The sequence below is a fragment of the Amycolatopsis sulphurea genome, from assembly GCF_002564045.1.
GTDB lineage: Bacteria > Actinomycetota > Actinomycetes > Mycobacteriales > Pseudonocardiaceae > Amycolatopsis > Amycolatopsis sulphurea.
In genome coordinates this window covers 2,186,223-2,212,866 of record NZ_PDJK01000002.1, presented here as the reverse complement: position 1 = coordinate 2,212,866, position 26,644 = coordinate 2,186,223, and the positions used below count along the sequence as shown (strand labels likewise).

Sequence of the window (26,644 nt, the reverse complement as noted above, 5' to 3'; positions counted from 1 at the left end):
TGAGTGACCGGTCGCCGCACCCGCGCCCCGCGAGACCACATCACGGCAGGCCGATGGCCTGCCGCCACGCTCGACGGGGATCATGCCGCCGCCGTCGCCCAGGCCGTTGCCCGCCGGCTCGCCGCCGCCATGCAGGAGCACGGCTGGAGCATCGCCGAACTGCACCGGCGGGCAGGCGTCAACCGGCAGACGATCACCAACGTCCTCGACGGCCGCGTCTGGACGACCATCGCCGTGATCGCCGATCTCGAACGCGCCCTCGACTGGGAACTATGGCCGTCGGCGAGAGATTCAGGGTGACGGCGCGGAAAATACGCACGCGAAGCCATCAGCTGTAACCCTTTCGTGGGAAGGGCAGCCGGAATTCTCGTGCATGGCTGTCAGCAACGCGGCAAGCGCGATAGAGTGCCACGGCACGAAGAATCCATGCTCTGGTAGGTTGAAATTCTTCGTGTTACAGGGCCGCCGCTGAATGACAGTTCAGTGGCGGCCCGACCTTTTGCTTTCTAGTTGCTCATCTTGGTCAGGTATTCCTGGGCGCGAGGATTGAAGAAGTACTCGGCCTGGTCGTTCTTCCTGAGAATGCCGTCTTTCAGCGCGAACTCGTCGAGACTGACGCGCAGGCTCTTGTAGTTGGTGATCCCCAGCGCATCGGCGATGGTGCGGACCTTCCAGCCGCGGCTTGGCTCCCCCGACAGCAGCTGCAGGACGCGGATGCGCCGGGGAACCTGGTCCTCGTCCTGGCCATCCTCGTCACGAGACTGACCCGGCTTGCTTCCCCGCTCCGGCGGGTCGGGAATGCCGGCCGTCAACCAGAGGGTCATCTCGTCCTGCTTGTCGCGCAGAACCTCGGCATGCTTGCGCAGCTTCGCGTACTTGTACGCCTCCTTGCGCATCTCCTGCTCCCGCGCGCGAAACATGTCGATGTATTTGCCCGGATTGAGGGCAAGGTCGTTCACATCTATCTCAGGTAGGTTGATTGCCATGGCGGAAAGGTAGCGGATCAGTGCAAGCGTATCCGCGCAAGAAACACCATCATCACCCGAAAAGGCGATGCATAAGTGCGTTCATACCCTTTCCTTACCCCTTATAGGGCTCTAGGGGAAGGTAATATGTGCGACCGAATCTGTCTATCGGAACGGCCGTCCCGATGCGATCAGTACGTCCTTGCTCGAACGGGCAGCCACCGGAACCCGACCGCACGCGAACAGCACAGGCGAATGACAGGGCGCAACCATCCGCACCGGAGGCAACCGCCCGTCTGCCCAGTTCGCCGCCGCGGCAAGGAAGGCTCCCACGCACTGTCCCAACGAAACAGCCAGCCCTACCTACCCTTTCCCGCCTACCTCCGCGCGTGTGACAAGGTCGGCTGCAGGTGGACGCGCACCCCGGTCCGAATTGCCGCAGGTATGCGTGAAGCCAGGCTCCCGGTCCTGCCCAGGCCACCTGGCTTCGCGACTCGCACGCACCCCGCGGGCACGCGCTCTCGACCGCCACTTTAACCGCTCGGCGGCCCGTCGGCCGACGCCGATTCACTACGCTCGAACGATGACGTTTATCCAAGCCTTCCGCTACGAGGTCACGGCAGATCAATCCAGCCCGTTCTCCGAACTCGCAGCACTGGTCGACTGTGCGCGCGAGGCCGGTGCCAGCGCGGACACCCCGGTGCGGGCAGTGCCGTCGATGCAGGACACCGACATCGTCGATCACCTTCTCGTGGAACTGGACTCGACGGCAGTCCCGGCGCCGAAGAAGGTGGCGGTTTCCCTCGCAGTCGTCCAGGAGTTGCGGACACTCCTCGGCGACATGCGAGAATCCGACGGCGACATCCGAGACTTCAAGGCTGGCCTCCAAGCCTGCCACGAAGCGCTTGTCGAACTGGCCGACGGTGAAGACATCGGCAACGAAATCACCTGGTAACCACGCTGTGCGGGGTCCGTGGCTACACAACAGGCCGACCACACGCTCGACCGCGTACTCATTCAGCGACACACACCCGGGAACAGACACGAAGTAGCGCGGGATCCTGCACGACCAACCGCCCTATCAACACAGGTCAGCCGATTCCGTCGGCAGCCCACCGCAGGATCTTCGCGGAAGATCCACAGGTCAGTGATCGAGAATTCCCGTTCGGCTTCGGCTGAGCGGGAGTTTTGCGTTGTGCAGAAGTCCCGGGGGGCGGCGTGGCGTGCGGGCGGCGTGGGGTAGGGCACATTCTCCTTGGGTGCGGGTGGACGAGGTGCAGCTGCGCGCTGGGGCTTCGCGCAGGCATACGGGAGGGGGTGGTCCCGGCTCCGATGATCATCGCATCGATTCGCGAGTCACGGCGGCAAGATCATGGTTGAACACCAGGCCGAAGCTGCCCAGGCACAGGTGACCTCGGCGCAGGCCAACCCCGATCTCCGCCTCGCCGGGCAGACCTTTGCCGACCCCGTACAACTCCAACAGGCTCAGGACGCGCTCGGGCACGCTCAGCAACAGTTGAACAAGGGACGTGGTGAAGGTGACCGGGCACATCGCGGAGCCGATCACGACGCAGTCGCTCAAAGAAGCTCCCAAGGAAGCGATCGAGCAGGCCGCCCGCTACACCCACATGAAGTCGGTCGACCTCGTGAACAAACTGCCCAAGGTGAACATCGATCCGTACTCCACAGCAGGAATCGTCACTGGCGCGACTGTGGAAAGCGGCAAGAAGATCGCCATCGGCGAGGCGAAGGACGTCGCCGTGGACCACGCCAAAGGTTATGTCGAGAAGAAGACTGGTTGGAAACTGTGACCCCGCACGAGCAGTCAGGCACCCAGCAAGGCAGAGAAGCGTTCCGCAGCCGACTTGAGAATCACTTCCACCAGGCGTGGGGAGTGCCTGCGTCGGCGATCTTCTTTCGGACCCAGCGCTTTCGACTGGACTATCCCGGACGATCGGATCTCGGGGCGCTGGGTCTTGCGGGCAAGATCGCGTGGACGCTGTGTCTGCCGTTTTTTGCGGTCTATGTGCTGGTCGGGTCCATCCTGTCCGAGGTGGGGATCAACCTTCCCGCGCTGGAAGACAAGGAGACCGTAAAGCCGGGCACTGTCAGAGTCCTGGGCATGGTCAAGGCCGAGTCGGTAACCAGCCTGATCGACGCCCTGAGACGAGGACGTCGCGGCGGATGGCTCGTCCTAGCCCAGGGCCGCGCCGCATTCGTGAAGGGTTCCGCACCCACGGCAGTGAACCAGCCAACCTGGGCCTGCACTGACGGCAGCGTGACGTTATCGGTGAACACTGACCACCACAACGAAATTCACCTCGCGTGGCGCCAGGTCGCGCGGGCGAGCTTGTACCTCGACCCAGCGGAAGGCGCGATCGCGTTGCGCCAGAGTCGAAATTTTGCGTGACATGACCGCTCAGGCCCCCTCAACGCTGCGTCAGCACCAGTTCAATCTGGTACTGCCCGGCGGTTTCATCGACCTACCGCGCGGCGACACCGAGATGGAACAACTCAACCTGCTGGCCCGCGAGCTTGCCGAGCAGTTCGGACTGGACCCTGACACTCCCATGGACCAGGGCATGGCTGAAGCCACCGTCATGCTCGCCACGACAGCCGCGGCGGCCGAGGCTGGTGGTTCCAGCTACACCGCTGCCGGGTTCTTCCGCTCACCCGAGGATCTGAACCGGCCGATCACGGCGTTGGTCAACTGCTTCTGCCTGGAGTCCGACCACACGTCGACCAATGTGGCGATCGCCGGCTTGGACGAGGTGCATCGCAGCACCGCGAGCGGGCCGGTGGAGATTGTGGAACTTCCGGTCGGTCCGGCGGTGGTTGCGCAGTCCGTCACACCCGGCAGCATCTCGGTCGGTGAGGACACCGTGGAGATCGCCGAGCACGCGATCACAGCGTGGATTCCCGGTACGAAGGTGATTCTCGGTCTCGCTGTGACCAGCAACAACACCGAGGACTGGGCGCACGTGGTCGACTTGGCTCGGGGGATCTTCGGCACCTTCGAGTGGGCCGACGCCTCCACCTGACGGTTGAGCAGGCGGTGACCAGGGCCTGTGCCGGAATCTGCCCCAGCCTTAAGCCGAACCGATGGTAGCCAACTCGCAACCGTGTGTCCCGCGAACGCTGTAGATCACCGAGCGCCGGAGTCCCGGGTGCCGGCACTGACGTCCGACCGAGTGTTTTCGACCTGCACGACGACGGCTTCCGCTGCGGCCAGCAGTGCGGACACGGTGGGATTCAGCTCGGCGGCCAGAGCCCACAGGCGGTCTACTACCACGGTCCGTTTGTCTTGTTCGAGCCTGCCGAGGCGGATGTCGATCGCCGTCCCGACCAGGTCGTCGTTCAGGTGAACATCGCCCCGGTCGCAGCGGCCAGGCCAGCCGTCACTATCAGCAAGAACCGCAGCGTCTCGGTGACGGACACGCGGGGCAACATGGCGATCAACCTCACCAACAGCGGAAGCTGGAACTATCCGACTGTCCAGATCCGGGCCAGCAGCATTGCGGTTGTCTGGAAGACCGACTCTGGCCGGGAGTACGGCGGCATTGAGCTCGGCGGGGTCAGGCCGGAGCTTCGGCCGGAACCACCTGGACAAGATCAAATCCCCAACCGACCGCTCGTGCAGATGGCTGCCAGTATCCACGCGAGCCAATGCTCGATACCTGCGTGGGCAACTCGTTGCACTGTTGCTTCAAGGTAGTGGTCTGCAAAATTCTTGGGTATCAGCGTAATTTTGAAAAGTCGAGGCGACTTGTCAGACGGACCAATAATCTACTGACTGAGAACAGGCGTAAATCCTTCACTTGGTGTCATCGGGTGCTGGTCACCGCATGGTGCTGAACAAAGTCCGGGTCTGCGGGCGGGAAGGTGGCGGGCAGCTTGCCGGAGAAAGACGAAAGCAACCCCGGCACGGATCGTGATCTTTCCGGTACGCTGAGCGGACGGACGTCCAGGGCGGGGGAGCATGAGCGACGGTAACTTCTTCGACGGCACAGCGCATACCGTCTTCCAAGGGCGGGATGTCTACGGTGGTGTGCACTTCCACCCGCCGGCCGGGCCGGTGGTGCCGCCGGCTCGGGTGCCGGAGCCGCCACGGCATTATCGGAACAACGAGGTCCAGCTGGGTAAGCTGGGGCAGATTCACGACGAATGCGCGGACGGGGTCGCGGTGGCGATCGTGCTCGGGGCGCCGGGCAGTGGGCGCAGCACGCTCGGGCAGTGCTGGGCGTATCGCAACCGGGAGCGGTTCCCCGACGGGTGCTTTTCGGTGCGGATGGGGCGGCGGGCGGTCACCGACGTGCTCGCCGAGCTTTTGGAGCTGAGCGGGCACAGCGCGGAGCAGCTGCCGGCCAGTCTCGAGGCGCGGTCGGCGATGTGGCGGAGCTGGAGCGGGGACAAGAAAATCGCCCTGCTGCTCGACGACGCCACGAGCGCCGCGCAGGTCCGGGCGGTGTTGCCGACGGGGGCCGGGGCGATGGTGCTGGTCGTCGAGGCGGGTGGGCTGGCCGAGTTGCGGCGTCGGCATTCCGCGCGTGACGTGCGGCTTGATCCGCTGACCGACGAAGCGGCGCTTGGGGTGCTCACCGAGCTGGCGGGCGCGGAGCGGCTCACGGCGGAGCCTGGGCAGCTGGCCGCGCTGCTGGAAATCTGCGCGGGTTCGGCGGCGGAGCTGACGGTCGCCGGCGCCATGCTCGCGGAAGCCACCGAATGGTCGATCGAGTACCTGATCGGCCGGATCAAGCGCAAAGGCGGGCTCGCCAGCGCGGTATTCGACGTCGCCTACGACCGGCTGGACGAGGACTCGCAAGCCTGCTACCGGGCATTCGGCGCGCATCCCGGCGACGGTGACCTCGCGCCGGAAACCCTGATGGCGACCCTGAGCCTGGACCTCGACGACGTTCAGGACGTCCTCCGGCAGCTGCGCCGGGCCAACCTGATCGAGCCCACCGGTGGCGGCCGGTACCGGATGACCGGGCTGACCCGGTTGCACGCGGCCAAAAAAGCAGGCGGACTCCGGGAAACACTGGTCGCGTACTACGCGGCGACCGGGCTGGCGGTCGCTGAGCGGGTCGGCGCGCGCGGGTGGAACAAGGCGCTCTGGCCAGGGCTCGCAGTGGACGGGCGCAGCGCGGAAGCCGCTCGTGACTGGCTGCGCGTGGAGCGCGGCAACCTGGTGGCGGCCACGGAAAACGCCGAACCTGAGGACGTTTGCCGGCTTGCGCTGGCGTTGTGGCCGGTGCATCAGGCCGGTGGGCGGACCAGCGAAATGATCGCGGTGAACGAGCTGGGTATCCGTGCCGCGCAGGTGTGGGGATCGAAGGTCGCCGAGTCGGTTCTTCGTACCCAGCGCGGATTCGCGGCCCGTCAGGCGCGGGACTGGGACACGGCGTACGCCGAGTTCGGCCGTGCGGCCGAGCTGGCGCGTGAAGCGGGTTCGGTGACCGCGGAAGCCAGTGCAGTCGAAGGGCTCGGGCTGGCATACGTCGACGTGGGTGCGCCGGAAGCGGAAGAAACGTTGCGGCACAACCTCAAAGTCGCCGAACGGCTGGGGATCGAGCGCCGGATCGCGGTGGCGGAAATGCACCTCGCGAAGGTCGTCGCGCCGGCGGAAGCGGTGGGGTTGCTCGACAGCGCCGAGCGGGTGTTGGGGTCGGAGTCGTCGAATCGGGTCAAGATCCTGCTCTGGCGCGGGCGGACCGCGATGGCAGCCGGCGACCTGGACGCGGCGGTGGACCTGTTCGTCCGCGTCGCGGAGGAAGAGCAGGCGCATCTCGAACGGATCTCCGCCCATCGCGGGCTCGCGGAAATCGCTCGCACGCGGGGCGAGGCCGAGCAGGCTCGGGCCTACGCGGAGGACGGGTTGAACATCGCCCAGCTGCGGGGATACACCGCCGAAGCGGCCGAGTTCATGGAGTGGCTGGCGCACCTGGACGATCATCGATGAGCACGTTCAGCCGCACCTGATGGCGAACGCCGGCGGCGGTGAACGAGAGTTCGTCGGGGATCGAACCGAGAGCGTGCAGCAGTGACGGAACCACCTGCGGCAGTTCCGGGGTGGTGAACTCGACGAGCAGCCCGTCGTGATTTCCGGCCCACCAGCCGGTTTCCGCGGGGCAGGCGGCCCACTCGCAGCCGGGGAGGGCGCACAAGGTGGCCGCGATCCACCGCGCCGGATCGGTGGCGGGGCCGCCGAGGATGACGCTCGCCTGTTCCAGGAGACGGGGATCCGGTGCCTCGGTGGTGACCACGAGATGCGCGTCCGCCGGAAAAACGTCGTCGACGGCCGCGTATCGGACCACCTCGTCGTCGATGACGCGTACCCAGTGGGCCGCTGGTTCCTGGCGCGGGACTTGGACGAGAGGGAACGCGGTGAAGCTCGGTGTCCGTTTCGGCGGAGTCAAGCGCAGCGTGCGGTAACCGAGGTCGAGCATGCGGGCGGCGAATTCCCCCGGCGCGCTGGTGGCGAGGGCGACGACTTTGCCGAGCGCGGCCGGGAAGGCCATCGCCTCGGCGATCTGTGCGGCGAAGCCGGTGGTCGTGAGCTGGGGCGCGGTCCGTAGCAGGGCGGCGATCGGGGACGCCGGGTCGACTGTCTCATGTGGAGCGTTGGCGAGCAGGACCGGAGTACCCAGGCACGCGGAGTAGAAGGTCACCGAGCCGTGGTCCCCGACAGTCACGTCCGCGGCCACGGCGGCTTGTTGCCACAGGTCTTCCCGTGGCAGCACGGTGACCCCGGACCGGCGGCACTGCGACAGCCACTGATTCAGCTGCCACGACTGGTGGCCCTGCTCGATATTGGGGTGCAGCGCGACCACGATGGCGAATTCGTCGAGCGGCAGGTGCGCGGCCAGCCGGGCGGGCAGGTCCGGATCGGTGCCGTACAGCGAATCGGCACCCCAGGTCGAGGTGAGGAACAGCAGCTTCCGCCCGCCGCGCACGCCGAACATCTGCCGGTACGTTTCCCGCAGAGGCAGGCTGGCCCGCAACCGGTCGAGACAGGGATCGCCCGCCACGATCGCCCGGTCGGCCGCGGACGGGCAGCTGAGCCGGAGCCGGTCGAGCTGCTCCTCATGGGAGAGCACGAGATGTGCCGGCACCACCGAACCGCCGTGCATCAGCCAGTGCGGAGAAAGCCCGAAGACCCCGCTTTCCCGCTTTCCCGCTTTCCCGCTTTCCCGCTTTCCCGCTTTCCCGCTTTCCAAGAATTTATTGTACCCCATTCCGTGCGGCAGCACGGTCAAGGGGCCACGTAGTTTGTGCAGGTCACCGCCATAACTGGCGGACACCGTCCAATCGAATCCGCCGTGCACGGCCTCTTTCCAGGGCAGTAGCCGGATACCGTGGGCGGCAAGATATTCGGCCGTGCCGCCGGTGAATGCGCTGGAGCCGGGGCAGGTGAAGACGAACTGGAGCCGGTGGTCCCCGGCGAACAGGGAGAGCACGTCGAGCAGCCGGGTGGCGGCGGTGACGTTGTGCACCACGCCCAGGACGGCGCGTTCGGTTCGCACGGTCCGCCAGCGGGGTGGCACGGGCAACGATGGCACGGAGAGCGATCTTACCGAGCGCTCTCCGTGCCGGTCAGAGATTGACGTTGCCGTGTACGTCACCCATCTGGACAACCTTGGCGCCCTCGGCCACCTGGCCGACGTGGTTGTGCACCGCGGTGCCGCCTGCCGACTGGTGGACCTCGAACGTGCTGCGCAGTTCCGTGGCGAAGGCCGGGTCCTGCCTGCCTTCGGTGTCCAGGCGCTCGGCGAGGGCCTGGATGCTGGCCGGATTGCCGGGGTTCGCCGCCGCCAGGGTGGCGACCGCCTTCTCGTCCTTCGAGAACCTGCGTTTGACCAGTTCGTAGAGTCCGGTCGCCGCCTTCGTGGCCAGTGCGGTCGCGACGGCGGTCAGGATCGGCTCGGGCATCGGCGCTCCTCGGGTCGGCAGTCCCTGACCACGGTACTCATTTCGCGTTCGCGGTGATCCAGTCCGCGAGCACGTCCACCCGCGAGGTCGTCTCGGTGCTCGTGTGCGGGCAGTCCGGGCCGTTGGTCTCGATCGAGATCAGCTGCCCGCCCGCGCCGGACGGCACGAAGTACGGGGCACCGGAATCGAAAGCGCACGCGCTGGTGTCCGCGGCGGGCGAAACCCCGTGCACGGTGACCGTGGCGGCGCCGACCGTCGCGATTTTGACCGTGCCCTGCTGCAGCTTGGTCGACGGGGTCGGCTTGGTCGCGGTGAGGCTGCCCCAGCCGGCCAGGGTCAGCTGCTGCCCGGTGCCGGGGACGAGCTTGTTCACGGTCAGCGGGGTCACCTCGGTGACCGGGCTGTCCAGCTTCGCCAGCGCGACGTCGTTCGGCCCGGCCTGCAGCACCTCGGTGACCTTGCGGGTGACGCCCTTCTCCTTCTGCTCGTCAACGAGGCCGAGGGTCACCGTGGTCGGGTACGGCACCGGGCCGGAGACGCGGTTGCGGTGTGCGTCGTGGAAGCAGTGTCCGGTGGTGAGGATCCATCCCGGCGACACGAGAGCGCCCGAGCAGACGCTTCCGTACGCTCCGCCGTTCGGGCTCGGGATGCCGGTCATGGTCACTTTGGCGGCGAAGCCGTACTGGCCGGCCGGTACGTCGGACCCGTGGGCCACGGCGAAGGCCGGCCCCGCGGTCAGGATGGGCAGGAAAGCTGCTGCGGTGATGGCGGCGCGGACGCGCATTCTGTCCCTTCGTCCGGGTCACCGGCGGCGTGCCGATGCTCGGCCATCCACGCTAACCAGCCTGGTCCCGACGCGAAATTCCCTTGTCGAGCGAAGGAAAAGCGCCGTTCAGGTACTTGACCGGGCGGACATCCTCACGCGATGTGTTCGCAGATCCAGTCCTCTACCGCGTCTGCGCGTGCCGTGGTCTCGGCTTCGGTATGCGGGCACTCCGGGCCGGTCGACTCGATCGAGACGAGCCTGCCGCCGTCGCCCTTCGGAATGAAGTACGGGGCGCCGGAGTCGTAGCTGCAGGCGCTGGTGTCGTTCTTCGGGGCGATGCCCAGTACGGCCACCGTCGTCTCGGCGACTTCGATGACCTTCATCCGGCCCTGCCGCAGCTTGGCCGACGGGGTCGGGTTGGTCGCGGTGAGGCTGCCCCAGCCGGCCAGCGTGAGCTTCTCGCCGATGGCCGGCGCCTCCTTCCGTACCGACAACGGGGTGATGTCGGTGACCGGGTTGTCCAGCTTCGCGAGCGCGATGTCGTTCTTGCCCGACTGAAGTACGTCGGTCACGGTGCGGGTCTCGCCGAGCCCGTCCCCTTGCACGGTCGTGCCGAGTAGTACCGAGGTCGGGTACGGCACGGGGCCGGAGACCCGGTCGCGCCGCGGATTGTGGAAGCAGTGTCCGGCGGTGATGATCCACTGCGGTGCGATCAGCGCGCCGGAACAGGCGCTGTCGTACTTGCTGCCGTCCGGCTTCGGGATGTCCGTCATGGTGAGTTTTGCGGCGAAGGCGAACTTTCCTTGCGGAACATCTTCGCCGTTGGCGACCGCATTGGCCGGCGTGGCAGAGATCACTGCGAGGCCGACGGTGAGAACGGCAGCGGACACTGCGGCGCGAATGCGCATGAAGAACTCTCCGAGGGAAATGAACGTGATGTGCCTCAGAGGGTGACAGAGGAACCAATTACTCCGAACGCGGGCAACAGCAAGGGTGTCCCCGCGGCCACCCTTGCTGCCTGTTCGTGGTGGTTCAGCGCGCGTCGACCAGGTCGACGACGAAGATCAGCGTCTCGTTGGGCTTGATCACGTCACCCGCGCCGCGTTCGCCGTAGGCGAGGTGCGGCGGGATGACCAGCTTGCGGCGGCCGCCGATCTTCATCCCGGTCACGCCCCGATCCCAGCCGGGGATCACATAGCCGGAGCCGAGTTCGAACTCCAGCGGTGCGCCCCGGTCGTAGGACGCGTCGAACTGTGCGCCGGTCGAATGCGAGACTCCGACGTAGTGCACCGAGACGTTGTTGCCCGGGACGGCTTCGGCGCCGTTCCCGACGGTCAGGTCGGTGATCTCGAGGTCGGCCGGCGGCGGCCCGTCCGGGCGATCGATTTCGGGCTTTTGCAAGGTCATGGGCTCACCGTACCGACGGAGTCCGGACTGCGCCGATCGGACTACGCGCAACGGCGGGAGAAACGCGAAAAGTCTTCACGCATGCTCTATCGACAAGTAGGTTGCGCTGGATCACTCTGGGGAAGTCACTGCAGACGGGAGCACCGGGCATGCGACGACGCATCCGTTTCTTGACCGTGCCGGTGCTTGCGGTGCTGGTCACCGGCCTGACGCAGGCCGTTGCCCCGGCCGCGGCCGCAGTGCCCGGCAACGACTACTGCGCCGGACAGTGCAACGACATCCTGCCGCCGGGTGAAAACGGCAGCGCGACGGTCGCCGAGATCCTGGCCAACAAAGTGTTCGGCACCCAGCCCGCGCACGCCGACGATCAGCTCGGCAAATACGCCGATCTGGCCGGTGGGTACAAGAAGCTGACCACTGCCACGATCGGCAAGTTCTTCAACGACTCGTCCTTCGGGGTGCCGGCCGACCAGGTGGCGAGCACGCTCAAACCACGTGCCGACGTCACGATCACCCGGGACAAGGCGACTGGCGTGCCCCACATCCAGGGCACGACGCGCGCGGGCACGGAGTTCGGCGCCGGGTACGCCGCCGGGCAGGACCGGTTGTGGCTGATGGACATCATGCGCCGGGTCGGCCGCGGCCAGCTGACTTCCTACGCCGGCGGTGCACCCGCGAACCGCGAGCTGGAGCAGTCCCTCTTCGCCGCTGCGCCATACACCGAAGACGAGCTGAAGCAGCAGATCGACGCGGTCGCCGCGAGAGGCCCGCGCGGTAAGCAGGGCCTCTCCGACGCGCAGGCCTACCTCGACGGGATCAACAAGTACATCACCGATGCCCACAACGGCCGGTACTTCCCCGGCGAGTACGTGCTGACCGGGCATGTGGACGCGATCACCAACGCAGGCACCATCGAACCGTTCAAGCTGACCGACCTTGTGGTGCTCGCCTCGGTGGTCGGCGCGCAGTTCGGCGCCGGTGGCGGTGGCGAGGTGCAGAGCGCGGTCGCGAAGCTGGCGCTGCAGGAGAAGTACGGTGCGGAGCAGGGTGAGAAGGTCTGGCAGAGCCTGCGCGCGGAGAGCGACCCGGAGGCCGTGAAGACCCTGCACGACGGGCAGAAGTTCCCGTATGGCAACACTCCGGCGAACCCGCAGGGCATGGCGATGCCGGACCCGGGCTCGGTGACCGACCAGCAGCTCGTGTACGACCGGACCGGTTCCGCGGCCGGCTCGACTCCCGCGAAGGTGGCCGTGCCCGCGCAGAAGGGGCAGGAAGCCGCGCGCGGGATGTTCGACAACGGCGTGCTGCCGGGGAACATGCTCAAGGGCAAGCACGGCATGTCCAACGCGCTCGTGGTGTCGGGTTCGAAGACCGCCAGCGGGCACCCGGTCGCCGTGTTCGGTCCGCAGACCGGGTATTTCGCGCCGCAGCTGCTGATGTTGCAGGAGCTGCAGGGGCCGGGGATCAGCGCGCGCGGCGCGTCGTTCGCCGGGCTGAGCCTGTATGTGCTGCTCGGTCGCGGCCAGGACTACTCGTGGAGCGCGACGACCTCCGCGCAGGACATCACCGACACGTTCGCGTCGCCGTTGTGCGAGCCGAGCGGTCAACCGGCCACAAAGGACTCGAATTATTACCTGTACCAGGGCAAGTGCGTTCCGATGGACACGGTGGAGCGCAAGGATTCCTGGACGCCGACGGTGACCGGCGGCACGGCCGCCGGTTCGTACACGCTGCGTAGTTACCGCACGAAGTACGGTCCGGTCACCGCGCGGGCCACGGTCGGCGGGAAACCGGTGGCCTACTCGTCGTTGCGCTCCTCGTACCTCCACGAGGCGGACTCGCTGATCGGGTTCCAGGAGTTCAACGACCCGGACTTCGTCCGCTCCGCCGCGGACTTCCAGAAGGCCGCCGGAGCCGTCAACTTCACCTTCAACTGGTTCTACGCCGACTCGAAGGACGTCGCGTACTTCAACTCGGGTGCGAACCCGGTGCGTAGCCCGAAGGCCGACCCGATGATGCCGACCTGGGGCGATCGCGGCTTCGACTGGCAGGGCTGGAACCCTGCCGGGAACAAGGCGGACTACACGCCGGCGGCGCAGCATCCGCAGTCGGTGAACCAGGACTACTACGTCAGCTGGAACAACGCACAGGCCGACGGGTACGCCTCCGGGGGCGCGGACAAGTCCGCCGTCCACCGTGCGGATCTGCTCGATGCCCGGGTCAAGGCGCTGATTTCCAGCGGCACCAAGGTGACCCGGGTGAACCTGACGCAGGCCATGGCGGATGCCGCGCTCGCCGACCTGCGTGCCGAGAAGATCCTGCCGTTGCTGGTGCAGATCTTGGACAAGGCCCCGCTCACCGGCGCGGCCGCGGATGCCGAAGCGAAGCTGAAAACCTGGCTGGAGCACGGGCACCAGCGTGTGGAATCGGCTCGGGGCAGCAAGAAATACAACGACGCGGACGCGATCCGGATCATGGACGCCTGGTGGCCACTGCTGGTCAGCGCGGAGTTCAAACCGGCGATGGGCGACGCCGCGTTCACCGCGATGACGAATGTGCTGCAGATCAACGAAAGCCCGTCCGGATTCCAGAACGAGGTGCTGGGCAAGCATGTTGGCCAGCCGCACCAGGGTTCCTCCTACCAGCACGGCTGGTGGGGGTACGTAAGCAAGGATCTGCGTACGGTGCTCGGGCAGCCGGTGGCCGGGCCGCTGGGCGCGAAGTTCTGCGGGGGCGGCGACCTCGGCGCTTGCCGCACCGCGCTCGTCGATTCGCTCACGCAGGCCTCGGCTCAGCCGGCGCACACCGTGTACCCGGGTGACAGCGATTGCTCGGCCGGTGACCAGTGGTGTGCGGACACGGTGATCCAGAGACCGCTCGGCGGCATCGCGCACGGCAAGATCAGCACCCAGAACCGGCCGACCTTCCAGCAGGTGGTGGAGTACCCCGCCCACCGCGGGGACTCCGTTACTCCGGTGTACGCGCACTGACGTGCTGCTCGGTGACTTTCGTCGCTGCGACCGGACAAGCACCTGGTTACCGTGTCTGCATGGACGACTGGACTCCGCGTACACGGGCGATTGCGGCGGGACGGCCGCACGGTCCCGGTGAGCCGCTCAACACGCCGATCGTGGCCACAAGCACGTACGAAGCTGGCGGGGACTCGGTGTACGCGCGCTCGGACGGGACGGATACCTGGGCTGCGTTCGAAGAAGTCGTCGGGTCGCTCGAAGGCGGCTACGCGACGGCGTACGGCTCGGGCGTTGCGACGTTGTCCGCTGTCCTGGACTCGTTGCCGGTCGGGTCCACAGTCGCGGTGCCGACGTTCAGCTACGCCGTCACGCGTGGCGCGCTTCAGCACGCGCAGCAGCTTGGGCGGCTGACCGTCACTGAGCTGGAGCCCACGGACACCCAGGCGTGGCTTGACTGTGACGCCGACCTTCTCTGGCTTGAGTCACCGACCAACCCGACGCTCGACGTGATGGAGATTGAGACCATTGCGCGGGGTACGCGAGGCCGCGTCGTCGTCGACAACACCTTCGCGACGCCGTTGCGCCAGCAGCCGTTGTCACTGGGTGCGGACATCGTGGTGCACAGCGCGACGAAGCTGATCGGTGGACACAGCGATCTTCTACTCGGCGTCGCAGTCGCGCGCGACGAGGCAGCGGGGCGTGACCTGCGCGCGGCGCGTACGCGGCTCGGTTCCACTCCTGGCGCACTCGAAGCGTGGCTCGCGTTGCGCGGGTTGCGTACGTTGCCGGTGCGATTGGCAGAACAAACGCGCACCGCGGAGCTGCTGGCTTCGCGATTGTCGGAACACCTGCAGATAACGAAGGTTCGTTACCCCGGTTTCGGGATGATGGTGGCATTCGAGTTGCCGGATGCGGACGCTGCGGACCGGGTGTGCGCGGCAGTGCGGCTGATTCGCCCGGCGACCAGCCTCGGCGGGGTGGAAAGCCTGATCGAGCGGCGTGCCTGGCTGCCGGGCGAGGACCGGGTGCCGCCGGGGCTCATCCGGTTCTCGGTCGGGCTGGAGGATCCCGAGGACCTTTGGCAGGATTTGCTGACCGCGCTGGGCTGAACAACGTCACGTTTTCAGTGGGACTCGCCGGGTTTGTCACCGTTTCCGCGGTGCCTTGCGCGTGAACTGGTGAATCCTCACGGCCCCGTTGCCGACGGAGCGAGGTCAGGCGCGCAGGCCGGCTTCGATGGTGTGCAGCATCCGGGTGAGGTCGTCGATGCGGGCTCGGCCGATGCTGAGCCAGCCGTTGGTGACCGTTGCGGTGAACCGGCCTTGCTCGGTGTCGATCCAGTAGGGCGGGTGTTCGTTGCGGATCCGTTCGGTACCACGGCGGATCGCGACGTACAGCCGTCCGGTGTGGACCCGAGGCGCCTGCATCCACTCGACGGCGCGACGTGCGTCGCGGGCGCTGTTCGTGCGGGTGGCCGGCGGATTGCCGGAGAGCGCCGCGCGGTAGTCGGCTTCCGAGCAGGACAGCGAATGCAGGTTCGCGGCCGGCGGGGTGTCCGGTAGCGCGGCCACCAGATCCCAGGCAACGGCTTCCGCGGAGCTGGGGAAAAGGGTGATCGTGTCCTGGCCGGCGATGGCGAGGACCGCGTCGCGCCCGGCCGACGCGGCCTGCAAAGTCAGGTCGCGGCCGTTGATCCGGGCCCAGCAATAGCGGTCAACGGAAGGCCGTTGCAGGAGACCGATGACCTCGGCGAAGTCGCGGGCCGGCCAGCCCGTGGCGGCCAGTTCGGCGTCCGCGTTCGAGTCCTGCCGGACCTGTTCTTCCTCCGGGTACCACTTTTCCCCGCCGATCAGGGTCGGGTGCGGGTCTGTGCGGTCGAGACGGCGGACCAGATTCTGGTAACCGGCGCGGGAAAACCGCAGGGGAGAGCGAAGCAAGGTGTCAGGCTCCGATGGTGGGTGGGGTCGGGCGCATACCGTCGGGATAGCCACCGAACAGCTCGTCGACATCCTCGTCGAGGTAAGTCACCTTCCGCTGGTGCTCCTCGTCCTCGGTGCCCTTGCCCTTCCCCGCTCCGGCACCCATGCCGCCCATGCCCGGCGAACCCTTGGCGCCAGGCCCTCCGGCGGCGCCGCCAGCGCGTGCGGCGCTCTGGCCGCCTGCCGGGGTTCCCGTACCAGTTCCCTTTCCGGCGCCGAGCTGCCGCCCGCCGCCGGCTCCGCTGCGCGCACCAGAGCTGCCTCCGGCGCCGGTCCGCCCGCCGAGACTGCTTTCCCCGCCGCTGCCCGGCGCGCCGAACCCACTGCCCGGAGTGCCGAAACTGCCTCCTGGGCCGCCGAAGCCGCCGCCGACCACCGAATCCGTGCCGCTGCTGTTCGGACCGAACGTCGGCAGCAACCCGGTGCCGAACCCGGGCGCATTGCTGACCGGAGCTTTGGGCGTGTACCCGGCCACCGTTGTGGAATCCGGTGCCGTGGCGTGCTGCGCAGGAGAATTCTCACTGCCGGGAGCGTGAGAGGAGTCGATGACAGGCGGCGACGCCGAACTGCCGACCTGGCCGGTGTTGCCGGTGCTGCCCGTGCTGGGCGAATACCAGCCGCCGTGGCGGCCCACGCCGTGCCCGCCGCTGCCGCCAGTTCCGTCGATACCACCCGGCGTCCCTTTGCCACTCGGGGTGAGGTTGACGGACAGCCCCGCCGGCGCGGCGTTCAGGACCGGATAGTCCTTGGCCGACGAATTGCGGTTTCCATCGGTGGTGGCGACGTAAGCCCCGTAGGCTTCCTTGTTGTTCCTGTCCGCGTCATCCCACCGCGCTGCGGCTTTTTCCGAATCACTCGCGCCGAACGGGTTGTAGCTCGCCAGATCGTTCGTGTCGGGACGGTTGGTGTCCATGGGCGCGAGTTTGTTCAGCGTGCCGTGGAAGCCGCCGTTCTGCGCGGTAAGCGACTGGGCGCTGCGCCCGAGATCTTCGGACGCCTGCTGAGAGGTTTCCAGCAGCGGAGTCAACCCGGCCTGAGCTTTGCCCGCAGCGTCACCTTCCCAGGACGCGTCCATCTTGCCTTGCAGGCGGGCGATCCTGGTCATCAGGGTTTCGTGGGCCGCTTTGAGTGCGTCGGCCGCCTGCTGCCCGGCGTCGAGGGAAGCGGTGTTACCACCGTAACGATGCATCCGGGCGTAGACATCCGCACCGGTGTAGCCGTCAGGCATCAGCGGCCTCCCTTCTGGAGATACTGGATGACGTATCCGGCGACCTTTTTGCCCAGTTCGCAGCCTTCGGCGAAAGGGTGTTTGAGACCGTCGATATCTACGCTGATGGTGTAGGTGAGATCGTCGCGGAGACCAACTGCCAGCCCGCAGCTACCCGGCGGGGAGTTGGTTGCCGCATCGTAGATCACGCCTGGGTAGCCGTTGGCGGAGAACGGCTCGAACCGGGTAAGCCCGTTGAACTGTTTCTGGCCGTAGAGTCCGCTGATTCCGCCGTGGGTGGGGTCCGCGGTGAATACTGCACCGGTTACTGCCGAGATGACGTCTTCGTAGTCGAAGATCCAGCTGCAGGCGGGTCCGGTCGGGTCCGCGGGCTTTGACCTTGCGGTCTTGAGTGGTGCGCCCAGGCTGGCGACCTGGTCTGCGGTCATCGCGTCGCACGGTGCCTTCTCGATTGACGCCGGGTTCAACGGGGCGGGTACGGCCGGTGCGCCGAAACGAAGCCCGGTGGAAGTCGGCGGTGCAGGAGACGCTGGGGCAGCGATCCCGGACTCGCCCGCACACCCGGCAAGGACAACAGCGGCTGCAGCGAGGCTGACGGTGACGGGGTAACGGCTAGTCATCTTGGGGACGGAAGCCTTTCAGATGGTCGGCGGCCTGGGCTTCTTGCTTCTGGTAAGTATCCAGGGCCTGCTGAAAGGCATCCCTCTGGCGCATCAACTCTGCAACGACTGAGTTGAGATAGTTGCTGTAGGACTGGCCGGCGGCGTTGGCGTCTTGCACGTAGGCGATGCTGGCGACTTCATCACCCATCGGCTTGAAGGAGGTGAGTTGCCGCGCCTGTGGTCTGACGTCGGTCTTGATCCAGTCGAGGATGTCGTCGATCTCGGTGACGATCTCCTTGAGCAGTTCCGGAGTCAGCCGGTATCCGCCGCCTCCGCTGGACATGCCCTCGTTGGCCTGCGCCTGAGCGTCGGCGGCTTCCTTCGCGGCCTGCTCCGGTGTTTTGTCCCGGACGTACTTGTACCCCGGTGCCAGTGGGCCTTGCATGTCTGCGGGTAGGTGCCGGACGCGCTCGACGGCGTCATCAGTCATGAAAGCCCTCCCCAGCCTTCTCGACGAACAGTACGGACGGTATCACAGTGTCTGCAATGGGTGACAGATTCGTCGACGATCCGGCGCCGTCCAGCACCTCGGTGCCGGTCGTGAAGCCGTTCGCCGGTTTGCGGCCGACCTCGGTGGAGATCCCCGGAATCGGCGCCAAATCCTCGCGAATCACCGTGCTGCCCGGCAAGGACAGCCAGATTTCCGTGCCCTCGGTGAAAACGCCGACGCAGGCCGCCTGGTACCGGCTTTCCCCGGCCCCCGGCGAAGTGGGTCCGGCGATCGTGCTCGGGCATGTGGACGGCAACCACCAGCCGGGCGTTTTCTCCAGGCTCAAGGGCGTCCGCGTCGGCGTCGAGCGCAGCGACGGCAAGAAGCTGAAGTTCGTTGTCGACCACAAGGATCAGGTTCGCAAGGACACTCCCGACCCAGGCGGTCTTCAGCAACACGGACAAACCACAGCTGCGGTTGATCACCTGCGGTGGCGTGTTCGATCACGCCGAGCACAGGTACCAGGACACCATCGTGGTGTACGCAAACCTGGTCTCCTCAATCGGCGTGGACCGATACGGCCCTTCGTGGGTTTCATGGGCCGACTTGAGCGCATCGGCCGCCTGTTGGTCGTTGTCCAGGGAGGTCGTATTGCCGCCGTAGCGGTGCATCCGGGTGTAGACATCTGCGCCGGTGTAGCCGTCCGGCATCAATGGCCCCCCTTCTGGAGATACTGGATTACGTATCCGGCGACCTTTTTGCCCAGTTCGCAGCCTTCGGCGAAAGGATGCTTGAGGACATCGAGGCCCACGCTGATGGTGTAGGTGAGGTCGTCGCGGAGACCGACTGCCAGGGCGCAGTTTCCTGGCATGGAGTTGGTTGCCGCATCGTAGATCACGCCTGGGTAGCCGTTGGCGGAGAAAGGCTCGAACCGAGTAAGCCCGTTGAACTGTTTCTGGCCGTAGAGGCCGCTGATTCCGCCGTGGGTGGGGTCCGCGGTGAATACTGCCCCGGTTACTGCCGAGATGTCGTCTTCGTAGTCGAAGGTCCAGCTGCAGGCGGGTCCGGTTGGGTCCGCGGGCTTTGACCTTGCGTTCTTGAGTGGTGCGCCAAGGCTGGCGACCTGGTCTGCGGTCATCGCGTCGCACGGTGCCTTCTTCAGCGGCGCAGGGTCGAGCGGAGCGGGTACCGGCGGTGCGCCGAAAGGAAGCCCGGTGGAGGTCGGTGGCGCTGGGGACGCTGGGGCGGCGTTACCGGGCTCGCTCGCGCACCCGGTCAGGAGGACAGTGGCTGCGGCGAGACTGGCTGTGACGGTGTGACGGTTAGTCATCGTGGGGTCGGAGGCCTTTCAGGTGGTCGGCGGCCTGGTGCTCTTGCTTCTGGTAAGTATCCAGGGCCTGGTGAAAGGCGTCCCTCTGGCGCGTCAACTCGACAACGACGGAGTTGAGGTAGTTGTTGTAGGACTGGCCGGCTGCGTTGGCGTCCTCCACGTAGCCGATGCTGGCGACTTCGTCGCCCATGGGCTTGAAGGAACGCAGTGCCAGCGCGTGTGGCCTGACGTCGGCGTTGATCCAGTGCAGGATGTCGGCGATCTCGGTGACGACCTCTTTGAGCAGTTCCGGGGTCAGCCGGTACCCGCCGCCTCCGGTTGACATGCCCTCGTTGGCTTTCGCCTGAGCGTCGGCGGCTTCCTTCGCGGCCTGCTCCGGTGTTTTGTCCCGGACGTACCTGTACCCCGGGACCAGTGGGCCCTGCATGTCTGCGGGTAGGTGCCGGACGCGCTCGACGCCGTCATCAGTCATGAAAGCCCTCCCCAGCCTTCTCGACGAACAGTACGGACGGTATCACAGTGTCTGCGATCGGTGACAGCTTCGCCGGGCCTTGTGGATCAAGGCGAGGCGACGAGAAGCCGGATGAGCACGTCGTGCCGGGTCGGCTGGTGGCGGGCGTTGAGCACGTGCCAGGCGGGCTGTGAGTCACCGCCGGGGTCAGAGCTTCTGCTTGGCTCTCGGCAGGGCGCGTTCCACGGCCGGGACGAACTCCGGAACCTTTGCGCGCATGTCGACGTGATCGCCGAGCGGTTGCGGCCGGTGGTCGCGTCGATCAGCAGCCGATCGCTGAACTCGAACGCCCAATCCACATAGGACTTGAACGCGCGGACGTCGGCGAAGAACCCGGTCACGAGCCGGTCGAACGCGGTGCGCACGCCGCCTTGGTGCGTTCAATGTCGGTGGCCGGTACCAGCTCCCGGTCTGGCCGGCGCGGTTTGGCCGTTCACCGCAACGGATTCCCGCTGAGCACAGTCAGTTCGTCGGCGACTTCGGAGATCGACGAACGCAGCTTGCCGAAATCCGTCTGGAGTTCGGCGTACCGGTCCCAGTTGCGTTCGTGGTCGAACCTGCCCACCCCGGGTGGCTGAAGGTCGTAGTAGTTGTCGAGCGCGGGATGCCATTTGGTCAGGAATGGCCGCAGGAGGCCCTCTCGCAGGTGCCCGATCACGGTGCTCAGGCCGGGGCGTATCCGGGTGGAGGGGCGGAGTGCGTCCTGATCGACCTGGTCGGTGATCAGGCGGAGCCGGTCGATCAGCTCGTGCAACGAGGAGAGCGCGGCACGCAACAGGCCCGAATGGTCCTCCGGCGGCGGCTGGATCGCGGTCCGGCTGGTGAGTTCGTTGAGAATCCGGTGCGCGGCCTTGCGTTCCTGCTCGTCCAGCTCCGAACGGCGCCGCACCGGCACGACCGCTTGCCGCGGCCGGGCTCGTTTTGTCAGCAGCCGCAGGGTGATCTCCCGCAGCTGCTCCGCGCGGGCCGGTCGCGGCTCCGCCTTTCGCAGCGCGAGCGCGAAGGCGCGGGGCAGGACGAGTTCGCCGACGTTGTCGCTGATCAGCACGCCGGTGGCGAGCAGTTCCTCGATCCGGTCGTTGGTGGAGGTGAACAGCTCGGCCGCGCCCGGTCCACCCGCCTCGAACAGGACCTCCGCGAGCACTTTCCAGGTCAACGGAACAGGGGCGACCGCGGCCAGGATCCGGGCCACGTCCCAGGCTTCTTCACCCAACCGGGAGACCGCGGGCGGAATCCGTTCGGTGAGTGGATCGAGGAGCGGGGATTCGAGCTGGTAGAGCCGATCGAGAACGGATTCCGGACTGCCGGAGAACTGTTCCGCCAGCCGGACTGCGAGGCCGACACTGCCTTCCGCCGCCTCTCGCAACGCGAGGTCGAGGTCCAGTTCGTCCTCGCGCAGATCGGTCAGTTCGATGCCGATGCCATACTCCGCAAGGTGAGCATCGCGCGTCAGCAGCAGGCATGCCACGCCGCGCGGGAGCTTGCCCGGCAGCTCGTTCACGTCATCGAGCACGACGAGATCACCGGGGACCGCGGCCATCGCGTCGCCGACGAAGATCCGCCCGTAGGCACGGCCGAACTGCTGCACATAGGCGTGGGCGAGCGTGGTCTTGCCGCTGTCGTGCACCCCGTGGACCACGGCGATCCCACCGTTGTGCAGGACTGAATGCAGCTGCCACAGCTCCGTCCACCGCCCGGTGAATTTCGTGGGTGCGGACACCAGTCGCTGCGGCTCCGGCTCCAACCCGATCACGTCCGGGACGGCGGCGAGCCGCGCACGCACCGCGTCGACCAACCTCGTCAGCGCGTACTCGGTCGCCGGGTGCCCGGGCAGCAGGTAGTCGAGGATTTCGCGCGGCGCAAGGTGTTCGATGCCCGGCTCCGGGTTCACCACCAGTACGTGCTCGGCGCCGGCCAGCCACGCCGTGGTGAACTCCTCCTGGCAGGCGCGCCGGGAGCCGTAACTGCGGCTGTAGTAGGCGAGCAGGGTGCTGGACGCGGCGAGACTCCGGCGTACTCGGTCCGAAATGGATTCGAACGGGCGGATCGCCTCGGTGTCCAGGAAGACTTCCAGCCCGGCGTTCACCAACCGCTCGCCGAGGCGCTCCACCATCGGCGCGTCGGTGCGGTCGTAGCTGATGAACACGTCCGGCATCGGTTCCCCTTCGGTCGGTGCTGTGGTGGCAGCGTCTCCGGAGCCTAGAATGCCGGACATGAGCGGTGAGCGATCCCTTGCCTGGGAGATGCATGTGGCGCTGGCCAGCCGGATCGCGGCCGTGCGGCTGGGCCCGGACGAGGGGCTGCTGGAGGAGGCACTCGACAGCCTGCACCAGGTTTTCGACGGCGCTCGCGAGGCGCTGACCAAGTACCCGGCACCGCCGTCCCTGACCGCGGATTCGGCGCACACCGTGGTCGTCGGGCTGTTGAACGACGGATTGCGGCCATTCCTGGTCAAGTGGCATCCCCGGCTGCAGGCTCATGCCGAGCTTCGGCCACCCGGGGTGCCGACGCTCGCCCACGAGCGGGAGTGGGACCAGGCCGCGCAGCTGCGTGCCGAGCTGGCCGACCTGCAGATCCTCCTCCGCGACGTGGCCGAACGGCTTGCCACGCTGGCCGGCGCGGGCTCCCTGCTCGCGGGCGTGCGCTGATGGGGCGGCGCTGGCGGAGAGTGCGGCCGCGCGAGGTCGGGGTCAAGCTGAAACTGCCGTTCGTCGGCGAGATCAGCGGTTCCTGGGCGCCTCAGCAGGTGGAGGCCAAGGCGTCCTGGGAGCTGTACGTCGAACTGGCCACGCGCATTTCCGTGGTCCCGCTCGGCCGGGACGAGGGGTTGGCGAGGGAAGCGCTGAGCAGTCTGTACACGCTGTTCGCCACCACTCGCAGAATCCTGGGCACGTACGGCCCCGACGTCTCGCCGCCTTCCGCTGCCGACAAGATCACCTTCGGGAAGCTGGCCCTCACCGTGCTGAATGCGGCGGTGCGGCCACTTCTCGCACACTGGCACCCGCTCCTCGGCGCGTGGGAGGAGAGCCGTCCCGACGGCGTCTCGCCCATCGCCCACGAGAACGCCTGGCCGGAAATCGAAAAACTGCGTGGCGAGATCGAGCAGATGCGGCTCGGTCTGCTCCAGGTCGCGAAGCTGCTCGCCGACGTAGCGGGTGCTGCTCCGCTCACAGCCGACTCCCGGCTCCTGGGTGACCTCCGAAAAGAGCGGGGGGGGGGTGAGTGCTTGACCCTTGGTGGGGAAGTACTCACCAGGGGGTTGGTTTCGGGCGGGGGTCAGCGCAGCTGGTGCGCGGTCCGCGAGTTCGATCAGCTATTCGTCTGGGTGCGGGCATTGCGCGCGGAGCTCGGCAATGCCGAGTTCAGAAATGGCAAGCGGGCCGTCAGTTTGTCTTGGAGTACCGATCGCGGTATCTCGTGAGTCGCTTCGACGGGGCAGTTGCCGGACTGTCGTTCACCGGCTCAACGCCCCCTGCGGCGAGCACATCTGCCCGGAGCCGCTTGGTCAGGCTCGCCGATCCCGTCAGTTCACCGAGTGCTCAGCGGCGGCGAAGACCCACGTTTCGAGTTCGTGCAGGACCAGGTGCGGGACGAACCGGGCATCTCCGATCGCCGCGGACAGGGCAGCTTCGACGTGCTGGACCTGGAGCCGGACACTTCTGGTTGGCCGAGTCCATTCCGGGGGCGTCCGAAGGAAAGGCGTAGTAGCCGAACAAAGTGCCGAGGACGTGGAGGTCGTGTTGCGGAGCAAAGCCTGAGGGCGGTCTCGAGCTTGGCCCAGCTGCTGACTCCGCCACGGTGCTTCGTGCCAGACGCGGGACGCCGGGTCGTCACGATCGAGTGCGTGACGATCCAGTCTGGGCTCAGGTGCGGCTCGAGGACGGTGCTGACCACGATTTCCTCGGTCTGACCTTCCCCGAGCAGGTGCAACCGCCGGTATGTCATGCGCCGCCGGTGTCCTCACGAACCGGGCGGCCGCCGAGCAGATTCTTCTCCCACAGCTCCCCGAGCGAGTACTCCGCCAGCCACGCGCTGAGCGAGTCGAGGTCCGGCCTGGTGAACTCGGACGCGCGCGACCACGATCAGCTCGTCGACCTCGAACTGGTTCATCAGGGTGACCGATTGCGTGGCGACCAGTACCTGGCCGCGCACCGCGGCTTGCCGGAGCAGGCCCGCCAGTTGCACGCCGGATCCGGGTGACACCGTTGTTCAGCAATACGGACGCGCCGCCGTTGAGCCCCGTGAAGAGCCCGAGTTCGCCGCTCACGATCCGGCCCAGCAGCTCGAATGCCTGTACGAAGTTGGTCTTGCCGGCACCGTTGGCGCCGACCAGGATGTTGAGCCTGCCGAGGCCGACGGTCGCCGAACGGATCGAGGTGAATACCTCGATCCGCACCTTCCTGAGCGGCTGCCGCGTCATGCCCACCTTACGGGGGTCCCCGTAGTACTCGCCGAAAATCGGGCGGATATGCCTGACCAGCGGTGATCAGTCGTTGGCGGCGCGGTGGTCGGCGAGGACGTTGTGGACCGTGCCGACGGACAGCTTGGTGGCGCGGGCGATGGTGCGGATGGACTCGCCGTCGGCGTGGCGGGCGAGGATGATGCGGCGTTTGTCGGCGTCGACGACTCGGGGGCGGCCACCGGTGCGGCCGCGGGCGCGGGCGGAGTCGAGGCCGTTGCGGGTTTTGCGGACAATGTCGCGTCGGCGATCCTCGGCCAGTGCAAGCGCCAAATCAAGGATGAGGCTGCGCTCGAGGTGTTCGCCGGCGGCGATCCCCTCGAGGACCTTGACTGCGATGCCGCGGGAGAACAGGTCGTTGAGCACGAGCAGGCCTTCGAGGAGGTTACGGCCGAGCCTGTCGACTTCCTGCACGGTGAGCATGTCGCCGGGGCGCATGTAGTCGACTGCGGCGGTCAGCGCGGGCCGGGCGTCGACGGCGAGCTTGCCGCTGATCTTCTCCTCGAACACCTTCACGCACAGCCCGTCGAGCGCGTCGTGCTGCCGCGCGGTCTCCTGCTTGCTCGTGCTGACACGCACCAGCCCCACCAGCGCCACGAAGCCCCTCGATTCGTTCAGCAAACGTGTTCATCAACGAGCGTGGAGCCTACATGTTGTTGAACGAGTTGTTGAACACCCCACCTGAACGGAGGCCTCGGCGGCGCCACGGCGGCCGGATGTTCAGTAATCGACCGATTGTTGAACGGGGTGAGTGGATCACCAAGGGGCCTCCACGACGACATGGCAGTAACAGCCGTGATGTCAGCGGTGAGCGGCCCACGGAAATGCTGTGGTCGCCCGACCCGCCGCCGTGGCAGCAGCCGACGACTGATGTACACGATCACGACCGGTGCCGACGCATTGAGTACTCCGTCGTCCACGCCACACGGCGTTGGCGGCCAGGGTCAAGCTGCAGCCATCCTCGTTCTGAGCCTGGAGGTGGCGGTCGGGATGGTGCCCTCGTGGCTTGTAGAGCAGGTCACGCTCGCGCGTCCTCTGTCTAGACCGACAGCGGCTTGCCCCAGGCTGTTGCGATCGCCTCGGCGACGGCGTCCGGCTGGGACAGGAAGGGAGAGTGCGAGCTCGGCAACTCCACCACCGTTGTCGGAGCGGCGGATACGGCATCGATGTCACGGATCGTGCGCCGCTGCAGCGCGGGCCGGATCATGTAGTCGTCTCCGCACATGACGTAGGTGTGCGGCACGGATCCAAACCGCTCACGACTGACGGAGATCGTTTCGGCAGCGATACCGACGGGGGCATCGGAGTTCAACAGGCTCGTCGCGACGTCCGCGATCTCGGATGACACATCGCCATAGAGCGCCTTCTGGATGGCCGCACGCGAATCTGGATCCCCGGAGTCCACGCGCGAGGCTCCGACGGTGAACGGGTCGGCTCGCAGCAGTTGCGTACCCAACTCCCCCTCGTTCTCATCGGCAGTGAAATCGGCGGCGGCGGGAAGCCCGTTCACGGGCGCGAAGGCTGCGATGTACAGCAGCTGCGAGAACAACGAAGGTTCTTGCTCGGCCGCTAGTGTCGCCACGACACCACCCATGCTGTGCGCCACCACAACACACGGGTCGCCCTCTCCGATGAGGCGGAGATGGTCGATCAGTGCCTCAGCTGCGCTCGATGCCGTCACGGACGCGACACCGGACACCTCGGTCGCAAACGCCGACTCGTCGAAGGGCCGGCTCCACCGCGACGAGGGCGAGACGCCCTCCAGCCCCTGCCCCTGAAGGTCGACGGCGACCGCCGGGATCCGGCGACGAGCGAGTCGAGGTGTCACGAGACTCCAGCACCATGTACCGTGCCAAAAACCGGGCAGCAGAACGACATGTTTCACCCAGCGAGCCTACCCGGCGTGGCTACGACACCACGCGCGGGGACGGCGGTCGGTGATGCTCCGTCCCGATGGCGGGTGGGCACGCGATGAGTGCGGGTGTGGCGGGAGCTGCTGCCGGCTC

The 26,644-nt window shown here is 66.8% G+C and carries 30 protein-coding genes and 2 pseudogenes; 13 read left to right on the top strand and 19 right to left on the bottom strand.

The features are described 5' to 3' along the window. Nucleotides 1–3: 3 nt before the first annotated feature. Nucleotides 4–300, top strand: coding sequence for a helix-turn-helix domain-containing protein (locus ATK36_RS32900; RefSeq protein ID WP_211291891.1), 297 nt, complete (start codon nucleotides 4–6; stop codon nucleotides 298–300). 206 nt (nucleotides 301–506) lie between these two features. On the opposite strand, the gene ATK36_RS16430 is transcribed toward ATK36_RS32900, so the two are convergent. Further along, on the bottom strand, nucleotides 507–986 hold the full coding sequence (locus ATK36_RS16430) for a hypothetical protein (RefSeq protein ID WP_141544462.1): 480 nt from the start codon (nucleotides 984–986) through the stop codon (nucleotides 507–509). Nucleotides 987–1,548: 562 nt separating this feature from the next. On the opposite strand from ATK36_RS16430, the gene ATK36_RS16425 reads away from it, so the two are divergent. Then, nucleotides 1,549–1,920 (top strand): hypothetical protein, encoded by a 372-nt coding sequence (locus ATK36_RS16425; protein ID WP_098512368.1) that lies wholly within the window; start codon nucleotides 1,549–1,551, stop codon nucleotides 1,918–1,920. Nucleotides 1,921–2,301: 381 nt separating this feature from the next. On the opposite strand, the gene ATK36_RS32265 is transcribed toward ATK36_RS16425, so the two are convergent. Beyond that, nucleotides 2,302–2,469, bottom strand: a complete 168-nt coding sequence (locus ATK36_RS32265; RefSeq protein WP_170069769.1) for a hypothetical protein — start codon at nucleotides 2,467–2,469, stop codon at nucleotides 2,302–2,304. 34 nt (nucleotides 2,470–2,503) lie between these two features. Between ATK36_RS32265 and ATK36_RS16415 the strand changes: the two genes are divergently transcribed. From ATK36_RS16415 to ATK36_RS16400, 5 genes are all read left to right on the top strand, one after another. After that, nucleotides 2,504–2,776, top strand: coding sequence for a hypothetical protein (locus tag ATK36_RS16415; protein ID WP_098512366.1), 273 nt, complete (start codon nucleotides 2,504–2,506; stop codon nucleotides 2,774–2,776). Continuing rightward, nucleotides 2,773–3,375: a hypothetical protein gene (locus ATK36_RS16410; protein ID WP_098512365.1), complete on the top strand. Its 603-nt coding sequence runs from the start codon at nucleotides 2,773–2,775 to the stop codon at nucleotides 3,373–3,375. Before ATK36_RS16415 ends, ATK36_RS16410 begins: the two co-directional genes overlap by 4 nt. Before the next feature lies 1 nt (nucleotide 3,376). After that, complete coding sequence (locus ATK36_RS16405) at nucleotides 3,377–4,006, top strand: hypothetical protein (protein ID WP_098512364.1); 630 nt, start codon at nucleotides 3,377–3,379, stop codon at nucleotides 4,004–4,006. 83 nt (nucleotides 4,007–4,089) lie between these two features. Further along, a complete protein-coding gene (locus ATK36_RS31500; protein ID WP_141544460.1) occupies nucleotides 4,090–4,680 on the top strand; it encodes a hypothetical protein in 591 nt (196 codons plus the stop codon). A 264-nt stretch (nucleotides 4,681–4,944) separates the two neighbouring features. Beyond that, the gene (locus tag ATK36_RS16400) at nucleotides 4,945–6,924 is read left to right on the top strand and encodes a hypothetical protein (protein ID WP_098512363.1); all 1,980 of its coding nucleotides are present in this window, start codon (nucleotides 4,945–4,947) and stop codon (nucleotides 6,922–6,924) included. Here the strand turns inward: ATK36_RS16400 and ATK36_RS16395 are convergent. The 5 genes from ATK36_RS16395 to ATK36_RS16375 form a co-directional block, all read right to left on the bottom strand. Then, nucleotides 6,887–8,524, bottom strand: a complete 1,638-nt coding sequence (locus ATK36_RS16395) for a hypothetical protein (protein WP_141544459.1) — start codon at nucleotides 8,522–8,524, stop codon at nucleotides 6,887–6,889. The genes ATK36_RS16400 and ATK36_RS16395 overlap by 38 nt on opposite strands. Before the next feature lie 34 nt (nucleotides 8,525–8,558). Beyond that, a complete protein-coding gene (locus ATK36_RS16390) occupies nucleotides 8,559–8,894 on the bottom strand; it encodes a hypothetical protein (protein WP_098512361.1) in 336 nt (111 codons plus the stop codon). A 37-nt stretch (nucleotides 8,895–8,931) separates the two neighbouring features. Next, entirely contained in the window at nucleotides 8,932–9,678 is a 747-nt protein-coding gene (locus ATK36_RS16385) for a S1 family peptidase (RefSeq protein WP_098512360.1), read from the bottom strand. Between the two features lie 134 nt (nucleotides 9,679–9,812). Then, nucleotides 9,813–10,568 carry a S1 family peptidase gene (locus ATK36_RS16380; protein WP_098512359.1) on the bottom strand — a complete coding sequence of 252 codons (756 nt, stop codon included), beginning with the start codon at nucleotides 10,566–10,568 and terminating at the stop codon, nucleotides 9,813–9,815. Nucleotides 10,569–10,692: 124 nt separating this feature from the next. After that, entirely contained in the window at nucleotides 10,693–11,067 is a 375-nt protein-coding gene (locus ATK36_RS16375) for an FKBP-type peptidyl-prolyl cis-trans isomerase (RefSeq protein WP_098512358.1), read from the bottom strand. Nucleotides 11,068–11,216: 149 nt separating this feature from the next. On the opposite strand from ATK36_RS16375, the gene ATK36_RS16370 reads away from it, so the two are divergent. After that, on the top strand, nucleotides 11,217–14,057 hold the full coding sequence (locus tag ATK36_RS16370; RefSeq protein ID WP_098512357.1) for a penicillin acylase family protein: 2,841 nt from the start codon (nucleotides 11,217–11,219) through the stop codon (nucleotides 14,055–14,057). A gap of 59 nt (nucleotides 14,058–14,116) precedes the next feature. Next, complete coding sequence (locus tag ATK36_RS16365) at nucleotides 14,117–15,148, top strand: trans-sulfuration enzyme family protein (protein ID WP_098512356.1); 1,032 nt, start codon at nucleotides 14,117–14,119, stop codon at nucleotides 15,146–15,148. Between the two features lie 105 nt (nucleotides 15,149–15,253). Here the strand turns inward: ATK36_RS16365 and ATK36_RS16360 are convergent, their stop codons facing one another. From ATK36_RS16360 to ATK36_RS16345, 4 genes are read right to left on the bottom strand one after another with little or no spacing between them, the layout of a single operon-like run. Then, the gene (locus ATK36_RS16360; protein WP_170069768.1) at nucleotides 15,254–15,976 is read right to left on the bottom strand and encodes an ESX secretion-associated protein EspG; all 723 of its coding nucleotides are present in this window, start codon (nucleotides 15,974–15,976) and stop codon (nucleotides 15,254–15,256) included. A gap of 4 nt (nucleotides 15,977–15,980) precedes the next feature. After that, entirely contained in the window at nucleotides 15,981–17,246 is a 1,266-nt protein-coding gene (locus ATK36_RS16355; RefSeq protein ID WP_098512354.1) for a WXG100 family type VII secretion target, read from the bottom strand. After that, nucleotides 17,246–17,866: a DUF3558 domain-containing protein gene (locus ATK36_RS16350; RefSeq protein ID WP_098512353.1), complete on the bottom strand. Its 621-nt coding sequence runs from the start codon at nucleotides 17,864–17,866 to the stop codon at nucleotides 17,246–17,248. Before ATK36_RS16350 ends, ATK36_RS16355 begins: the two co-directional genes overlap by 1 nt. Further along, nucleotides 17,859–18,338, bottom strand: a complete 480-nt coding sequence (locus ATK36_RS16345; RefSeq protein WP_098512352.1) for a PE domain-containing protein — start codon at nucleotides 18,336–18,338, stop codon at nucleotides 17,859–17,861. The genes ATK36_RS16350 and ATK36_RS16345 overlap by 8 nt, the downstream gene beginning before the upstream one ends. A 56-nt stretch (nucleotides 18,339–18,394) precedes the next feature. On the opposite strand from ATK36_RS16345, the pseudogene ATK36_RS33590 reads away from it, so the two are divergent. Continuing rightward, nucleotides 18,395–18,896 (top strand): annotated as a pseudogene (locus ATK36_RS33590) (sortase domain-containing protein); the annotation flags it as partial. On the opposite strand, the gene ATK36_RS32255 reads toward ATK36_RS33590, so the two are convergent. The 5 genes from ATK36_RS32255 to ATK36_RS16320 form a co-directional block, all read right to left on the bottom strand. After that, nucleotides 18,842–19,048 carry a hypothetical protein gene (locus ATK36_RS32255; RefSeq protein ID WP_170069766.1) on the bottom strand — a complete coding sequence of 69 codons (207 nt, stop codon included), beginning with the start codon at nucleotides 19,046–19,048 and terminating at the stop codon, nucleotides 18,842–18,844. The pseudogene ATK36_RS33590 and the gene ATK36_RS32255 sit on opposite strands and share 55 nt — an antisense overlap. Beyond that, nucleotides 19,048–19,668, bottom strand: coding sequence for a DUF3558 domain-containing protein (locus tag ATK36_RS16335; RefSeq protein ID WP_098512351.1), 621 nt, complete (start codon nucleotides 19,666–19,668; stop codon nucleotides 19,048–19,050). Before ATK36_RS16335 ends, ATK36_RS32255 begins: the two co-directional genes overlap by 1 nt. After that, complete coding sequence (locus ATK36_RS16330) at nucleotides 19,661–20,140, bottom strand: hypothetical protein (RefSeq protein ID WP_098512350.1); 480 nt, start codon at nucleotides 20,138–20,140, stop codon at nucleotides 19,661–19,663. Before ATK36_RS16330 ends, ATK36_RS16335 begins: the two co-directional genes overlap by 8 nt. Before the next feature lie 86 nt (nucleotides 20,141–20,226). Then, entirely contained in the window at nucleotides 20,227–20,544 is a 318-nt protein-coding gene (locus ATK36_RS16325) for a hypothetical protein (RefSeq protein WP_098512349.1), read from the bottom strand. A 68-nt stretch (nucleotides 20,545–20,612) separates the two neighbouring features. Further along, entirely contained in the window at nucleotides 20,613–22,334 is a 1,722-nt protein-coding gene (locus tag ATK36_RS16320) for a tetratricopeptide repeat protein (RefSeq protein ID WP_170069765.1), read from the bottom strand. A 58-nt stretch (nucleotides 22,335–22,392) separates the two neighbouring features. Between ATK36_RS16320 and ATK36_RS16315 the strand changes: the two genes are divergently transcribed. The 3 genes from ATK36_RS16315 to ATK36_RS32890 all read left to right on the top strand — a co-directional run bounded on the left by ATK36_RS16315 (nucleotide 22,393) and on the right by ATK36_RS32890 (nucleotide 24,379). Continuing rightward, on the top strand, nucleotides 22,393–22,827 hold the full coding sequence (locus ATK36_RS16315; protein WP_098512347.1) for a hypothetical protein: 435 nt from the start codon (nucleotides 22,393–22,395) through the stop codon (nucleotides 22,825–22,827). A gap of 20 nt (nucleotides 22,828–22,847) precedes the next feature. After that, nucleotides 22,848–23,600, top strand: coding sequence for a hypothetical protein (locus ATK36_RS32895; protein ID WP_211291890.1), 753 nt, complete (start codon nucleotides 22,848–22,850; stop codon nucleotides 23,598–23,600). 446 nt (nucleotides 23,601–24,046) lie between these two features. Further along, the gene (locus tag ATK36_RS32890; protein ID WP_211292100.1) at nucleotides 24,047–24,379 is read left to right on the top strand and encodes a hypothetical protein; all 333 of its coding nucleotides are present in this window, start codon (nucleotides 24,047–24,049) and stop codon (nucleotides 24,377–24,379) included. Nucleotides 24,380–24,401: 22 nt separating this feature from the next. Here the strand turns inward: ATK36_RS32890 and ATK36_RS32885 are convergent. From ATK36_RS32885 to ATK36_RS16290, 3 genes and pseudogenes are all read right to left on the bottom strand, one after another. Then, nucleotides 24,402–24,599 (bottom strand): annotated as a pseudogene (locus ATK36_RS32885) (AAA family ATPase); the annotation flags it as partial. Nucleotides 24,600–24,665: 66 nt separating this feature from the next. Then, nucleotides 24,666–25,235, bottom strand: a complete 570-nt coding sequence (locus ATK36_RS16295) for a recombinase family protein (RefSeq protein ID WP_098514931.1) — start codon at nucleotides 25,233–25,235, stop codon at nucleotides 24,666–24,668. A 442-nt stretch (nucleotides 25,236–25,677) separates the two neighbouring features. Then, the gene (locus tag ATK36_RS16290; RefSeq protein ID WP_098512346.1) at nucleotides 25,678–26,523 is read right to left on the bottom strand and encodes an alpha/beta fold hydrolase; all 846 of its coding nucleotides are present in this window, start codon (nucleotides 26,521–26,523) and stop codon (nucleotides 25,678–25,680) included. Nucleotides 26,524–26,644 lie beyond the last annotated feature (121 nt).